At 59.0% G+C, this 14,247-nt stretch carries 12 protein-coding genes; 6 read left to right on the top strand and 6 right to left on the bottom strand.

Translation table 11 applies throughout. The features are described 5' to 3' along the window. Positions 1–163: 163 nt before the first annotated feature. From AC54XV_RS12245 to AC54XV_RS12230, 4 genes are all read right to left on the bottom strand, one after another. The gene (locus AC54XV_RS12245; RefSeq protein ID WP_046722244.1) at positions 164–2,125 is read right to left on the bottom strand and encodes a methyl-accepting chemotaxis protein; all 1,962 of its coding nucleotides are present in this window, start codon (positions 2,123–2,125) and stop codon (positions 164–166) included. A 370-nt stretch (positions 2,126–2,495) separates the two neighbouring features. Beyond that, a complete protein-coding gene (gene poxB, locus AC54XV_RS12240) occupies positions 2,496–4,214 on the bottom strand; it encodes a ubiquinone-dependent pyruvate dehydrogenase (RefSeq protein WP_032653763.1) in 1,719 nt (572 codons plus the stop codon). 156 nt (positions 4,215–4,370) lie between these two features. Continuing rightward, positions 4,371–6,260, bottom strand: coding sequence for a penicillin-binding protein 2 (mrdA, locus tag AC54XV_RS12235; protein ID WP_011267586.1), 1,890 nt, complete (start codon positions 6,258–6,260; stop codon positions 4,371–4,373). Positions 6,261–6,398: 138 nt separating this feature from the next. Further along, positions 6,399–6,863: a winged helix-turn-helix transcriptional regulator gene (locus tag AC54XV_RS12230; protein ID WP_058399082.1), complete on the bottom strand. Its 465-nt coding sequence runs from the start codon at positions 6,861–6,863 to the stop codon at positions 6,399–6,401. 88 nt (positions 6,864–6,951) lie between these two features. Here AC54XV_RS12230 and AC54XV_RS12225 point away from each other — a divergent pair, with 88 nt between their 5' ends. From AC54XV_RS12225 to AC54XV_RS12205, 5 genes are all read left to right on the top strand, one after another. Beyond that, on the top strand, positions 6,952–7,809 hold the full coding sequence (locus tag AC54XV_RS12225; RefSeq protein ID WP_058399081.1) for an SDR family oxidoreductase: 858 nt from the start codon (positions 6,952–6,954) through the stop codon (positions 7,807–7,809). Between the two features lie 97 nt (positions 7,810–7,906). Then, positions 7,907–8,215, top strand: coding sequence for an RcnB family protein (locus AC54XV_RS12220; protein ID WP_003407540.1), 309 nt, complete (start codon positions 7,907–7,909; stop codon positions 8,213–8,215). Between the two features lie 345 nt (positions 8,216–8,560). Next, a complete protein-coding gene (locus AC54XV_RS12215) occupies positions 8,561–9,049 on the top strand; it encodes a hypothetical protein (protein WP_058399080.1) in 489 nt (162 codons plus the stop codon). Between the two features lie 63 nt (positions 9,050–9,112). Then, positions 9,113–9,316: a hypothetical protein gene (locus tag AC54XV_RS12210; RefSeq protein WP_003367271.1), complete on the top strand. Its 204-nt coding sequence runs from the start codon at positions 9,113–9,115 to the stop codon at positions 9,314–9,316. Positions 9,317–9,469: 153 nt separating this feature from the next. Continuing rightward, on the top strand, positions 9,470–9,667 hold the full coding sequence (locus tag AC54XV_RS12205; RefSeq protein ID WP_003407534.1) for a hypothetical protein: 198 nt from the start codon (positions 9,470–9,472) through the stop codon (positions 9,665–9,667). 6 nt (positions 9,668–9,673) lie between these two features. On the opposite strand, the gene AC54XV_RS12200 is transcribed toward AC54XV_RS12205, so the two are convergent. Together AC54XV_RS12200 and AC54XV_RS12195 are read right to left on the bottom strand one after the other, a co-directional pair. Beyond that, on the bottom strand, positions 9,674–11,125 hold the full coding sequence (locus AC54XV_RS12200; protein WP_024660403.1) for an MFS transporter: 1,452 nt from the start codon (positions 11,123–11,125) through the stop codon (positions 9,674–9,676). Between the two features lie 61 nt (positions 11,126–11,186). Beyond that, the gene (locus AC54XV_RS12195) at positions 11,187–12,494 is read right to left on the bottom strand and encodes an Nramp family divalent metal transporter (protein WP_161632413.1); all 1,308 of its coding nucleotides are present in this window, start codon (positions 12,492–12,494) and stop codon (positions 11,187–11,189) included. A gap of 315 nt (positions 12,495–12,809) precedes the next feature. On the opposite strand from AC54XV_RS12195, the gene AC54XV_RS12190 reads away from it, so the two are divergent. Next, the gene (locus tag AC54XV_RS12190; RefSeq protein ID WP_024639487.1) at positions 12,810–14,228 is read left to right on the top strand and encodes an MFS transporter; all 1,419 of its coding nucleotides are present in this window, start codon (positions 12,810–12,812) and stop codon (positions 14,226–14,228) included. Positions 14,229–14,247 lie beyond the last annotated feature (19 nt).

Raw genomic sequence — 14,247 nt, 5'->3', positions numbered from 1 at the left:
CGTAAGCGGGACGTGGGGTTACGTGAAAAGGTGACTGAAGGGTCATGGCTGACGGACTATCGATGGTGATCAGAGACCGCGGCACGACAGTATCCGCAGACCAACAAAAAGGCCTGAAAACTTTCGCTTCCAGGCCTTTTCACAATACACAAACAGCTTGCTGTCAGCTCACCTTGAAGCGACCGACCAACCCCTGCTGGTGCTCCGCCAGACGCGCGAGTTCGCGACTGGTGACGGCAGTCTGCTCGGCACCGGCACTGACCTGGATGACCAGCGAGTTGATGTCGTCGACGTTGCGGTGGATCTCTTCGGCCACCAGGCTTTGTTCTTCAGCGGCCGAAGCGACCTGGATGTTGCGGTCGCTGATGGTCGCGATGCCTTCGGCGATTTCTTCCAGCAGTTCGCCAGCGCGCACGACGTTGCTGGCACCCTCCTGCGCCTTGCCCAGGGTTTCCTGCATCGACGCGGCAGCGCGTTCCGAGCCGGACTGCAGGTTGGCGATCATTTTCTGGATGCTGACGGTAGAGTCCTGAGTCTTCTTGGCCAGATTGCGTACTTCGTCGGCCACCACCGCGAAACCACGCCCCTGCTCGCCGGCACGTGCAGCCTCGATGGCTGCATTGAGCGCCAGCAGGTTGGTCTGGTCGGCGACGCCACGGATGACATCAAGCACCGAGGAGATCGAGTTGCTCTCGCCCTTGAGCTCGTCAATGATCCGAGAAGTCTCTTCAGCCTGCACCGAGAGCTCCTGTATCAGGCCGATGGTGTTGTCGATTTCGGTCTTGCCCTGCACGGTGCTGCTGTTGACGCGCTGCGACATCTCGGCCGCGTCGGTGGTGCTGCGTGCTACATCCTTGACCGTGGCGCTCATCTCGCTGATGGCAGTGGCGACCTGATCAGTGCCCTGGCGTTGTTGCGCCACGTTCTGATTGGTTTGCAACGCCACTGCGGAAGACTGTTCGGCAGCGGTGGCAACCTGCGCCGTGGCGCTGCCGATTTCGCTGATAACCTCACTGATCTGATGCGCCATGTTGTCAAGATTGCGTGAGATCTCGCCAAACTCATCCTTGCCGATATAGCGGGTCCGCGCGGTCAGGTCGCGAGTGGAAAGTGCCATCAGCGTGCGGTTCACATCGACAACCGCAACCTTGATGTTGCGGATGATCACCGACGCCAGCCACAGCACCACGATCAGCATCAGGACAACGATGGCAACCGCCACGTACAGGCTGCTTTGAGCGGAGCTGCGCGCATCCGTTGCCAGGCCGACGACGTTCTGGCCAAGCTCTGCTTCTACATTGGCCATCATGTCGATACGTGCGGTGGAAAGGTTGAACCAGTCTTCCGGCTTGACGTTGAGCGGATCACCCATCGGGGTATCGAAGCCCAGACGTTGCAAGCGGGCCACTTCCAGCGAGCCCGGCTGCTGCATGACATCATTGAGTTTGGTCTTGAATACTTCAGGGGACCAGCGTTGAAAGGCTTCGAGGTAGCCGGAGAACTCTCCGAGGTTACGACTGAAGCGCGATAACAGTGGCGCATCAAAGCGGTTCTGGTTGAACGCCTGAACGAGCAGTACGCGCTCGCGACCGGCACGCTCCTTCATATCCACGAACTGGTTGAGCGAACTCAGGCCACGCAGTATTTCCGGATCTTCGATACTCGCTTCCAGCGAATAGGAGAACCCGACGAGTGTTTTGATAACGTCGGTGAACCGCGTAGAGGACTCGGTGTTGTTGATCCCCAGCGTATCGATCTTGAGGCGCAGCGCGGTCAGGTCATCCAGTGCGCGGTAGACTTTGTCGGGGCTGGGAATACCGTCGGTCGACTGGGTGCGCATCTCGCTTATCGCCTTGTCGGTTTCCTGACGAAAGGCCTTCAGCTTGTCCTGCATGGACTTGCCGCCGCTGCCCAGAAACACGCCGCTGGCGCCGCGCTCACGCTGAATGGTGGTGACCACGTTACTCAGTTTCTGTGCAACCGCGGTGGCTGTCACCGCGCGCCTCATATCACCGAGATTTTCGCTTTTGTCAGCAACGAACAGGCCTGCGAAGGCCAGGAAGCCCAATAAGGGGAATATTAAAATAAGCAGCAGTTTCATACTCAAAGGAGCATTTCTAAGCATTGCAGACCTCATGACATGCAGACTTTTCTATAAAGAATATCCAGGGCGTAACGTTCTGTAGCGTCGACGTTTTTTTGTCGCCAGGGACTGTTCGGTAATCAGCCTGCCGTAGCCGGTCTTGCTCCCGTATCACTGTCTCGGCTGTCTGCCGGGAAGCTTTACCCACTATTTGAATTTGTTAGTTCAAATAGCGAACTCAATAAGCACAGAGTGAGCGAAGTTTGGATCCACAAAGAAATGACCGCCTTGGGCGGTCATGATGAGAAGGGAAATATAAAGACACCGAGCGTATCACCTGTAACAGCGACGACAATCTCGGTGGATAGAAGTTGCAACTTTTTCTATTCATCCCATACGTTTTTATAATGTATTAACGCAGGTTGGTTTTCGCTAGCTCCAGCACTTCACTGCCGCGTCCGCTCATGATCGCGCGCATCATGTACAGGCTGAAGCCCTTGGCCTGGGCCAGCTTGATTTTCGGTGGAATGCCCAGCTCCTGCTTGGCGGTGACAACGTCGATCAGCACTGGACCGGGATGATCGAACGCCTTGCGCAAGGCGGCGGGCAGCTCTTCGGCGTTCTCGACACGCAGGCCCAGAATGCCTGCGCCCAGGGCAATACCGGCGAAGTTGGTTTCATGCAGATCAGTGCCGTGCGGCACATAACCACTGGCTTTCATTTCCATGTCGACAAAGCCCAGCGAGCTGTTGTTGAACACCACCATCTTGATAGGCAGGTTCAGCTGACGAATGCTTAGCAGGTCGCCCAGCAACATCGACAGGCCACCGTCGCCACACAGGGCGATGACCTGACGATCCGGGTGTTCAGCCTTGGCCCCCAGAGCTTGCGGCAAGGCATTGGCCATCGAGCCGTGGTTGAACGAGCCGAGCAGACTGCGCTTGCCGTTCATGTGCAGATAGCGCGCAGCCCACAGCGTCGGCGTACCGACGTCGACGGTAAAGATCGCATCGGCATCCGCCTGCTCGTCGACCAGTCGAGTGAGGTACTGCGGGTGAATCGGCGCGCCATCTGGCGTCGGAGTGGCCAGCTCGTCCAGTTCTTCCCGGGCCTTGGCGTAATGCTTCAGGGCCTTGTCGAGGAAACGGCGATCGGTATGCGGCTTCAGTTTTGGCTGAAGCGCTTCAAGTGTTTCCCGTACCCCACCAACCAGACCCAGCGCCACCGGCGTACGGCGACCGATCTGAGTCGGATCGAGGTCTATCTGGATGATATCGGCTTTTTCAGGGTAGAAATTCCGGTACGGAAAGCTGCTGCCCAGAATCACCAGTGTGTCGCAGGACAGCATGGCGTGGTAGCCGGAGCTGAAACCGATCAGGCCGGTCATGCCGACGTCGAACGGGTTGTCGTACTCGACGTGCTGCTTGCCGCGCAATGCGTGAACGATTGGCGCGCCCAGCGTATCCGCCAATGCCAGAAGCTGCTCGTGGGCACCCTCGCAACCCGCACCGCACAGCAGCGTGACGGCTTTGGAAGCGTTGAGCATGTCGGCCATCGACTGCAGATCGTTTTCGGCAGGCACGACCTTGGGCGCTGTAGCCTCGATCCATTTTGCCGCGACATCCGGCGCGTCGCTGAGCGCCACGTCGCCCGGCAAAACAATCACCGCCACACCTTTCTGGCTGATCGCGGCACGCATGGCACGTTCCAGCACACGCGGGAACTGCTCGGGGTTGCTGACCAGCTCGACGAAGTGGCTGCACTCCTTGAACAGCTCTTGCGGATGGGTTTCCTGAAAGTAATCCAGACCGATTTCCGAGGACGGAATATGCGCAGCAATTGCCAGTACCGGTACACGGTTGCGGTGGCAGTCATACAGGCCGTTGATCAGGTGCAGGTTGCCCGGCCCGCAGCTGCCGGCGCAGACCGCCAGCTTGCCGCTGGACGCGGCCTGGGCACCGGCAGCAAAGGCTGCGACTTCTTCATGACGGGTGTGCATCCAGCGAATCGAATCGGTGCGTTCCAGGCTGTCGGTCAGGCCGTTGAGGCTGTCACCGGACACCCCCCAGATGTGCGAAACACCTGCCGCTGCGAGGGTTTGCGCGAGATGGTCGGCAATGGTCTTGGACATGCGGGGTTCCTTGTCGAGGCAATGATAATGAATTCGGTAAAACGCGCGCAGCGCTCTGCCACGCCTGTTGTGGTCGACCCGATGCATTCTCGACAGTTCAGAAAACCTGAGCCCTGTTCAGGGCTCGATCACTCGGCCAGCGCTTTAAAAGGCTGATCAGGCGTGCGGGTTGCCCGGTGCCTTGGCGGGTGTGGCGTACTCCGGTTTGAGCTTGCCTTCGCTGTCCAGCAGCCAGGCATCGAGAATCTCCCGCACCACCGGGCCCGCTACCCGGCCACCCGCCTCGCCGTTCTCGATGGTCACCGACACGACAATCTTGGGATGGTCGGCTGGCGCAAAGCCCACGAACAAGGCGTTGTCACGGTTACGCTCCAGAGTCTTCAGACGGTTGTAGCGCTCGCCCTGCTTGATAGCCACCACCTGCGCCGTACCGCTTTTGCCGGCGATGCGGTACTGAGCGCCCTTGGCGGCATCCCGCGCAATGCCGCGCGGGTCGTGCATAACCATCTGCATGCCGGTATTGACCTGATTCCATTCGTTGGGATCGTGCAGCACGATATTTGGCATCGGATGCTCGTCAACGGGCGCCGTATCACCGACTTCCATCGCCAGGTGCGGTCGATGCCAGACACCCTTGCTGGCAATCAGTGACGTGGCCTGGGCCAGTTGCAACGGCGTGACCTGCATGTAGCCCTGGCCGATGCCGAGAATCACCGTTTCGCCAGGGAACCATGCCTGGCGACGCGTGGCCCGCTTCCATTCCCGGGACGGCATCAACCCTGCAGACTCCTCGAACATGTCCAGCGACACCTTCTGGCCGATGCCGAACATGGTCATGTAGTCGTGCAGGCGGTCGATGCCGAGCTTGTGCGCCACGGTGTAGAAATAAGTGTCATTGGAACGCATGATCGCGGTGTCCATGTCCACCCAGCCATCGCCGCTGTGGTTCCAGTTACGGTATTTGTGGTCGAAGTCCGGCAACTGGAAATAGCCGGGGTCGAAGACCTTTGTCGAGGCCGTCACCACGCCGCTGTCGAGACCGGCAATCGCCACTTCCGGCTTGACCGTCGAGCCCGGCGCATACAGGCCACGCAGCACACGGTTGAACAGTGGCCGATCAATGGAATCACGCAGCGCCGCGTATTGTTTGAAGCTGATGCCGGTGACGAACAGGTTGGGGTCAAAGCTGGGTTTGCTGACCATCGCCAGCACGTCGCCGGTTTCCGGGTCCAGTGCGACCACCGAACCACGTCGATCACCCAGCGCGTTTTCCGCCGCGGCCTGCAAGTGCGCGTCCAGCGTGAGAGTGATGTTCTTGCCGGGCACCGGGTCAGTGTGTTTCAGCACGCGCAGCACGCGGCCCTGGGCATTGGTTTCGACCTCTTCATAGCCTACGTGGCCGTGCAGCTCGGATTCGTAGAAGCGCTCGACACCGGTCTTGCCGATCGACTGTGTGCCGCGATACTCGTTGTCGAGGTGCGCCGCTTCCTTTTCGTTGATACGCCCGACGTAGCCGATCGAATGAGCGAAATGGGCGCCCAACGGATAATGGCGAACGAACTGCGCCGCCACGTCCACGCCCGGCAGCAGGTACTGATTGACCGCCAGAATGGCGATCTGCTCTTCGGTGAGTTCATAGAGCAATGTTGCCGGCTCGAACGGGTGACGAACCTGCTTAAGCTCCTTGTCGAACAGAATCCGGTCTTCATCGGGCAATTCCAGCAGGGTCATCAGCTCATCGATCACCTTGTGCCAGTCGCCAGCGCGTTCGCGGGTCAGGGTCAGGTTGAAACTGGGACGATTGTCGGCAAGCACTTCGCCATTGCGGTCAAAGATCAAACCGCGCTCGGGCGGGATCGGCAGTACGTGAACACGGTTGTTTTCGGAAATGGTCGAGTGATAGTCGAACTCGGTAACCTGCAGGAAATACATGCGTGCGACCAGACAGGCAGCCAGCAGGCCGACCAGCACTGCGCAGGCAATCAGACGCTGATTGACCAGCCGCGTCTCTTTTTCGTGGTCTTTCAGGGGAATGGGATTGGGCATTTCTACAGCTTCTCGGTGAAGGGCAAACGGCGCAACTGAAGGTGTATATAAAGATTTCGGCGCGCACCATACCAAGAAGCGGCGGATTGCAGGCGATCAAGCCGACAATCGCAGGATGAAAATTCTGTCAGAAAAGGTTCATTCGGGCGTGGTCTGCAGTGTGTTTGACGCTTCTCGAGCCTGCATGATGCGCGGCAGATTGGTCTCGATCCAGGTGACGAGGCTTTCAACCTGCAAGGCGACCTCTTCGCCCATCGGGGTGAGCCGATATTGCACATGCGGTGGCACCACGGGCAACGACTTGCGACTGACAAAACCGTCATGCTCCAGATGCTGGAGCGTTTGCGCGAGCATTTTCTCGCTCACCCCGCCAATCTTGCGGCGTACTTCACTGAAGCGATGCATGCCACCCCGCAGCACCACCAGCACCAGCACGCCCCAACGGCTGCAGACGTGATTGAGCACCACCCGCGAAGGACAGTCATTGGCCAGCACCTGGCCCTGACGAACCAGCGCCAATAGCGTCTCGACCGCTTCAGACTGGAGGCCTTGCGGCGTAACGCTTGATCGCGGGGCAGTTGATTGCGAAGCGGATTCGCTCATGACACTTACCTTTTTGTACGTACTTACTAAAGGTAAGCATCATGACTATGCTGGCGCTTCCTTTCAACCTGATTCAAGGAATCATTCCATGATCGTTGTCACCGGTGCCACAGGCCAGCTTGGCCGCCTCGTCATTGAACAGTTGCTCAGCCGCGTACCTGCTTCGCAAATCATTGCCGCCGTGCGCAGTCCGGAAAAGGCCGCCGATCTGTCCAGGCAGGGTATTCAGGTTCGTCAGGCCGATTATTCACAGCCTGCGACGCTGGACAGCGCATTTACCGGCGCCGACAAGGTGCTGCTGATTTCTTCCAGCGAAGTGGGTCAGCGTCTGCCGCAGCACAAGGCAGTGATCGATGCGGCCAAACGCGCCGGGGTCCAGCTGCTGGCCTACACCAGTGTTCTGCATGCCGACACCTCGGCATTGAGCCTGGCCAGCGAGCACCGCGAAACCGAAGCCTACCTGCGTGCCAGCGGCCTGCCCTTCGCCTTGCTGCGCAATGGCTGGTACACCGAGAACTACACGGCGGGCATTCCGGGCGCACTGGCGCATGGGGCGGTCATGGGCTGTGCCGATGAGGGTCGTATCAGCTCTGCTTCGCGTCTGGATTACGCCGAGGCGGCCGCTGTGCTGCTGACTTCGGAAACGACACAAGCCGGTAAAGTCTATGAACTGGCAGGCGACGAGTCCTATACGCTGTCCGAATTTGCAGCGCAGTTGTCTACGCAGAGCGGCAAGTCCCTGCCTTACGTCAACCTGCCACAGGCCGAATTCGAGGCCGCGCTTATCCAGGCAGGCCTGCCGGACTTCGTGGCCCAGTTGCTGGCCGATTCCGATGCCGCTGCTGCCAAGGGCGCCCTGTTCGATGACAGTCGCCAGTTGAGCGCGCTGATCGGCCGCCCGACCACCCCGCTCTCGGCAACCATCGCCGAGACACTGAAAGGCTGAGCACAGCAAACCCGATCGAATGATTTGCAACAGTGAGGGTCCGAGTTATTACGAGGCATTAAGCCATCGCCTTATACCAAAGACCGGGAGTCTTCACATGAATAGCAAATCATTGATCGCCTGCATGACCTTGCTCGGCTGCTTTTCCGCCGTCACCCTGCCCGTTCACGCAGCAGAGACGGCGGAACCGAAAGTCAGCGAATCCAAGGACAATGTCCATGAGCTGGAAGTAGGCTCCCGCGTTCCGGAAAAATATCGCCGCAGCGATCTGGAAGTGAAGGACTGGAAAAGCAAAGGCCTGAAAGAGCCTGCGAAAGAAAGCGAATGGGTAAAAATCAACGACAAATACGTGCGTTTCCAGAAGGTTAATGGGCAAATGATGGAAATCGTGCCAATCAAGAAGTAAGGCTAAGCCTTCTTCGCCGACGCTCTGCGTGAGCATGCCCCATGCGCCGCAGAGCGCCATGCAGGGCATGTCCGGCGCAGAGCTCGTCTCGATGGTTCCTCCCGCGCAAACGCGGTCGTGGAAATGAGCAGACTCATGAAAAACCCCTTGAACACGATCGGAAATGACCGGATCAAGGTAGTGACGGCCGCGAACCGCGTATTGAATGAAATGACCCTCAATCCGGTTTAGTCTGCCCGACCCTCTGACGCATGACCGAAACCATTGCTTTTTTGTCCGCATGCCTTACAAATGCAGTGTTGTCAGCTTGTAACCTCACTGCCACCTTCTCTGCGAGCCCGCTCCATGTCCAGAACCGTCGCCATTGCCTTCGCCTGCCTGCTTTCAACCACTGCCCATGCGGCCTGCCCGGCTGCGACCCCGGTCGACACGGCGGGCTGGATCTATGAGAAGCACCAGGATTTCTATCTGAACGGCAAAGGTAGCGCTGATTATTTGTCAAAACCTCTGCTGAGCCTGCTCAAAAAGGACTGGGCGTGCCAGAACGGCGATCAATGCGCCGTGAGTGCCAACCCGTGGACCGACGCGCCGGACGGTGATGTGCAAAAGCCAGTTGACTGGAAGCTGGTGTCCAACTCGGACAAGCAGGCCGTGGTCGAAATGACCTATAACCTGGGTTACAAGGATGCCCCGCAGCAGCCGGTCAACCGCCAGACAACACGCCTGCTGCTGGCCAAAAATGCCAACAGTTGCTGGGTGCTGGAGAATGTTCAGGGGCCACAGGGCGTTGCATTGATGCAGAGCCTGGAGGAATTTCCCTACGAAGGTGATTGATCGGCCTTGAAACAATCCGCCATTCTCGGTATCACAGGCACTTGAATTTCACGAGCGAGCACCATGAATACCTTTGAGCAATCGATTATTGAGGCTGCGCAGGCCGCCACGCCCAATAACACCGATGCCGAACGCGAAGCTGCCAGAGTTGCCGCCACGCAGGCGGTGGCCGAAATCATGTCCACCCGCAGTGGGCTGGACCGCACCCTGGCACTGGCCGAGTTGCTGGACTCCTACTCGGAACACGATGATCAGGAAGACGATTAGGCTGCTCGGCACAGTGCGAAAACTGATTGGATTATTTATTTACCTGCGGCATTAAAGAAAGATGACCTTGCCGCCGACAACCCGACCGGGTGGATTGATGATAGTCACCCATTCATTTAGTGCGCTCGGATGCGACCTATAAGGGCACCATCCGTGCAGATCGAACAGTTGCAAGACATGCAGGCTTACATCAGGCGTACTGCCGACGACCTGGAACTTGTTTCGGCCAACCTGGCAGGACATCTCCTGTACCTCGAGCGAACTTCCCGCGCACACGAAGCGCAAGAGGTCAGTGAGCGAATCATCGGCCTGCGGGCGTCCGTGGACAGCCTGCGCGGCATATTCCGCTAAAGAACCCTATCGGTCCCCGGCCTGCGACAACGGTCTGGCCACATCTTCCAGAGATTTGCGCTCGGCAGCCGTGCCCCATATCGATTGCACAACCGCCGCCAGCAGCATCAGCCCTGCTCCGATCAGATAGCCGATCAGCACATTGCTGCGCTCGCCGGTTTCGATCAGCTCGCCGAACAGCGTCGGGCCAATCATCCCGCCCAGCCCGGTACCGAATGCGTAAAACACCGCAATCGCCAGGGCACGGATTTCCAGTGGAAAGGTTTCGGCGACGGTCAGGTAGGCCGAGCTGGCCGCTGCCGATGCAAAGAAGAAAATCACCATCCAGGCGATGGCCTGCTGGGTGACGTCCAGCACGCCTTGCTGGAACAGGTAGCCGCTGATCGCCAGCAGCACGCCCGACACGCCATAGGTGAGGCTGATCATCACCCGTCGACCGACCACGTCAAACAGTCTGCCCAGCAGCAGCGGACCGCAGAAATTGCCCAGCGCCAGTGGCAGCACGTACCAGCCGACGCGCTCGGCCGGCACATCATAGAAGTCGGTCAGCACCAGTGCGTAAGTGAAAAAAATCGCATTGTAGAAAAACGCCTGGGCCGTTAGCAGCGTCAGGCCTACTAGCGAACGCTGTCGAAACGTCACCAGTAACGTTCTGGCGACCTCGCCCAGCGGCGTGTGGTCACGGGCATGCAGGCGCAGGGGTTTTCCCGACACTGCGGGCAGTACGTGGCCCTGACGCTGCAAGTCTGCTTCTATCTGCTCGACGATCTGCCTGGCCTGTTCAGCCTGGCCGTGTATCAACAGCCAGCGCGGGCTCTCTGGCAGCCACAGTCGCATCAGCAGAACCAGCAGGCCCAATACCGCACCAATCCCGAAACACAGGCGCCAGCCCAGCTCGGCGCCGACCCACAGCGGGTCGAGCAAGACAATCGAGCCAATCGCACCGAGCGCGGCACCCAGCCAGAACGTGCCATTGATAGTCAGGTCGACCCACCCACGGTAGCGGGCCGGGGTAAATTCCTGAATGGTCGAATTGATTGCCGTGTATTCGCCGCCGATGCCCATGCCGGTCAGGAAGCGGAACAGCATGAAGCTCCACACACTGAAAGAAAACGCCGTGGCGGCCGTTGCGCCGACATACAGCAGCAAGGTGATGAAGAACAGCTTGCGACGCCCGAGACGGTCCGCCAGCCAGCCAAAGAACAACGCGCCCAGCACGGCACCGGCAATATAGGCGGCACCCGCCAGGCCAATGTCACTGTTGCTGAGATTGAGCGCCGGGCTGGCTTTCAAGGCCCCGGCGACGGAGCCTGCAAGGGTGACTTCCAGGCCGTCCAGCAGCCAGGTGATCCCCAGCGCAACCACCAGCAAGGTGTGGAACCGTCCCCAGGGCAGGCGGTCCAGACGCGCGGGCAAATCGGTTTCGAAGACGGTGCCTTTGTCGCTCGATGTGCTCATGTCCGGCTACCTGACGGCTGACATTGGTGTCAGGTGTGAGAGTCGCGGCAGCCGATCAAGTTCAGCTGATCCAGAACCACAGTAACGTCAGATTGGCCGCCGAGATCAGTCCGAATAGCCCCCAGGCCGCCGTTTTAACCAGACGGCTGTTGACGAAAGGCCCCATCAGTTGTGGGTCACTGGTGAAACGAATCAACGGCCAGAGCGCAAAAGGCAGTTGCAGGCTCAACACCACCTGACTGAGCACCAGCATCTGCCCCACCGAGCTGTCACCCAGCCAGATCACGCCAATCAGCGCCGGAATCAGTGCCAGTGCGCGGGTGATCAAGCGCCGTTGCCAGCACGGGATCTTTGCCTGCAGAAAACCTTCGAGCACCACTTGCCCGGCAATGGTGCCGGTGAAGGTCGAGCTCTGCCCCGCCGCCAGCAAGGCAATACCGAACAGCACGCTGGCGATCGCACCACCCACCAGCGGATCAAGCAGGTGATAGGCGTCCTGAATCTCGACCACCTCGGTATGCCCGGTCTTGTGAAACGCTGCAGCAGCGAGGATCAGAATCGCCGCATTGATCAGCAGCGCCAGGCTCAGCGAACCGATGGTGTCCAGCCGCGCGTAGCGAATGGCGCTGGCCTTGCTGGCCTGGTCCGAACCGTTGACCCGCGTCTGCACCACAGACGAATGCAGATAAAGGTTATGCGGCATGACGGTGGCGCCCAGAATGCCGATGGCGATGTACAGCGGCTCCTGGCTGCTCAACACATCCCAGCTCGGCTTCAGACCCGCGACGACATCCGGCCAGAATGGCTTGATCAGAAACAACTCGACGGCAAAGCAACTGGCGATGGTTGCAATCAGCCCCAGTACAATGGCTTCCAGACGACGAAAATTGGCGCCCTGCAAGGCCAGCACAATCAGCGTATCGAAAGCGGTCAGCGCCACACCGGTGGTGATGGAAACGCCGAGCAACAGATGAAACGCCAGCGCAGCGCCCAGCACTTCCGCCAGATCGGTGGCAATGATCGACAGTTCTGCCAGCAACCACTGGCCCTTGGCGACCTTGCGGCTGTAGCGTGCGGCGGACAGTTGCGCCAGATCACGGCCGGTCGCGATGCCCAGCCGCGAACAAAGGTTCTGCAAGACCATGCCCGAGAGGCTGGCCAGGACCACCACGAACAGCAGCGAATAGCCGAAGCGCGACCCGGCCTCGATGGCGGTCGCCCAGTTGCCAGGATCCATATAGCCGATGGAAACCAGCAGGCCAGGCCCGACAAACAGCATCATCTTGCGCAGCAAGGACGCGTTCGGCGGAATGGCCACACTGTCCGTGGTCGCCGAAGGGCAGAAAGGAGCGGTGGCAGTAGTGGGCAGTTTGTACGTCACGGGAACCCGGCATGCAGATAGTTAAGGCCCAATCCTAAAGTTTTGCGACACATGTTGATACATCATTGATGGCTTCATGCCTGCTGTTTTTCGCGTACCTCCCTGCCTGACACGGTCACCGCTGCACCGTCCTCATGTTCACTTAATTCCAGCGACCTAATGGATCCGATATAAAAAGTCAAAAAACCGATCCAGTAAACAATTTTTCATCTTTTATACCCCGATAACTGCATTAAAAGACCAATGATTACAAATTGTAAGGAGTAGTATTCAGGCCTTAACAAGAACTCAGGATGGCCATCCATGACCTCATTACCTCATACCGAGGCAACCGCGAACGAGCCGTTGCGGGCAGCGTACATCTCGGCGCGTATTGACCGACTGCCTGCGGTCGCGACCATCTGGCGACTGGTCGCCCTGCTGTCCATCGCCGGCTTTTTCGAGCTCTACGACCTGTTCCAGACCGCCTACATCAGTCCCGGTCTGATTCGCGACGGGATCTTCGCCACGGGCAGTCAGGGTCTGTTCGGCTTTTCCGATCAGGCAGCCTTTGCTTCGGCAACCTTTCTGGGACTGTTTTTCGGAGCCAGCCTCGTCAGCCCGGTTGCCGATCGTTACGGACGCCGCGCGATCTTCACCTTCGCGCTGATCTGGTACACCGTTGCCACCGTGATCATGGGCCTGCAGACCTCTGCGCTGGGCGTGATAGGCATGCGCTTCGTCGTGGGTATCGGCCTGGGGGTCGAGTTGGTCACCATCGACACCTACCTGTCGGAACTGGTGCCCAAGCGCATACGCAGTTCGGCGTTCGCCTTTGCCTTCTTCATTCAGTTTCTGTCAGTGCCCAGCGTCGCGCTGATGTCATGGTGGCTGGTGCCCCAGGACCCTTTCGGTTTTTCCGGCTGGCGCTGGGTAGTGATCAGCAGTGCAGTCTTCGCCCTGTTCGTCTGGTGGCTACGCTCGGCGCTGCCGGAATCGCCGCGCTGGCTGGCACAGAAGGGACGCTTCGATGAAGCCGAGCGCATCATGGACGGCATTGAAGCACGCTGTATCAGAGACCACGGCAAGCCCTTGGATGAGCCTGAACCGGAAAACGTAGCGCTGTCAGGCAACGGTCGATTTGCCGACATGTGGCAGCCACCCTATCGTCGCCGCGCCTTGATGCTGATCGTGTTTCACGTTTTTCAGGCCATCGGTTTCTTTGGCTTCGGCAACTGGCTGCCTGCCCTGCTCTCGGGTCAGGGCCTGAGCGTCACCCACAGCCTGGCCTATGCGTTCGTGATTACGCTGGCTTATCCGCTGGGGCCGTTACTGTTCGTGAAGTTTGCCAACCGCTTCGAGAACAAATGGCAAATCGTCGGCTCAGCATTGGGCGCGATGATCTTCGGCAGCCTGTTCGCCTTTCAGACCAGCGCGGCAGGACTGATTTTCTGCGGGATCATGATCACGTTCTGCAACGCATGGCTGAGCTTCAGCTACCACTCGTATCAGGGTGAGCTGTTCCCGACCAACATCCGCGCTCGCGCAGTGGGCTTCTGTTACTCGTTCAGCCGACTGTCAACGGTGTTCAGCAGCCTGCTGATCGGGATATTTCTCGACCACTTCGGCACGCCGGGCGTACTGGCCTTCATCGTCGGCAGCATGTTGATCGTGATCGTCACCATCGGCCGGTTCGGGCCACGCACACGCAATCTTGCGCTGGAGCAGATCGCTCACCGCTGACGAGTGCAGGTTGAGTGGG

The sequence above is a fragment of the Pseudomonas fragariae (ex Marin et al. 2024) genome, from assembly GCF_059621105.1.
The sequence above is the reverse complement of the archived record's forward strand: the minus strand, read 5'-3'. Positions and strand labels throughout refer to the sequence as shown.

Bases quoted from the DNA above. Each gene is read 5' to 3' on its own strand.
- AC54XV_RS12245 (WP_046722244.1), bottom strand. From the start codon at position 2,125: ATGCTTAGAAATGCTCCTTTGAGTATGAAACTGCTGCTTATTTTAATA.
- poxB (WP_032653763.1), bottom strand. From the start codon at position 4,214: ATGTCCAAGACCATTGCCGACCATCTCGCGCAAACCCTCGCAGCGGCA.
- mrdA (WP_011267586.1), bottom strand. From the start codon at position 6,260: ATGCCCAATCCCATTCCCCTGAAAGACCACGAAAAAGAGACGCGGCTG.
- AC54XV_RS12230 (WP_058399082.1), bottom strand. From the start codon at position 6,863: ATGAGCGAATCCGCTTCGCAATCAACTGCCCCGCGATCAAGCGTTACG.
- AC54XV_RS12225 (WP_058399081.1), top strand. From the start codon at position 6,952: ATGATCGTTGTCACCGGTGCCACAGGCCAGCTTGGCCGCCTCGTCATT.
- AC54XV_RS12220 (WP_003407540.1), top strand. From the start codon at position 7,907: ATGAATAGCAAATCATTGATCGCCTGCATGACCTTGCTCGGCTGCTTT.
- AC54XV_RS12215 (WP_058399080.1), top strand. From the start codon at position 8,561: ATGTCCAGAACCGTCGCCATTGCCTTCGCCTGCCTGCTTTCAACCACT.
- AC54XV_RS12210 (WP_003367271.1), top strand. From the start codon at position 9,113: ATGAATACCTTTGAGCAATCGATTATTGAGGCTGCGCAGGCCGCCACG.
- AC54XV_RS12200 (WP_024660403.1), bottom strand. From the start codon at position 11,125: ATGAGCACATCGAGCGACAAAGGCACCGTCTTCGAAACCGATTTGCCC.
- AC54XV_RS12190 (WP_024639487.1), top strand. From the start codon at position 12,810: ATGACCTCATTACCTCATACCGAGGCAACCGCGAACGAGCCGTTGCGG.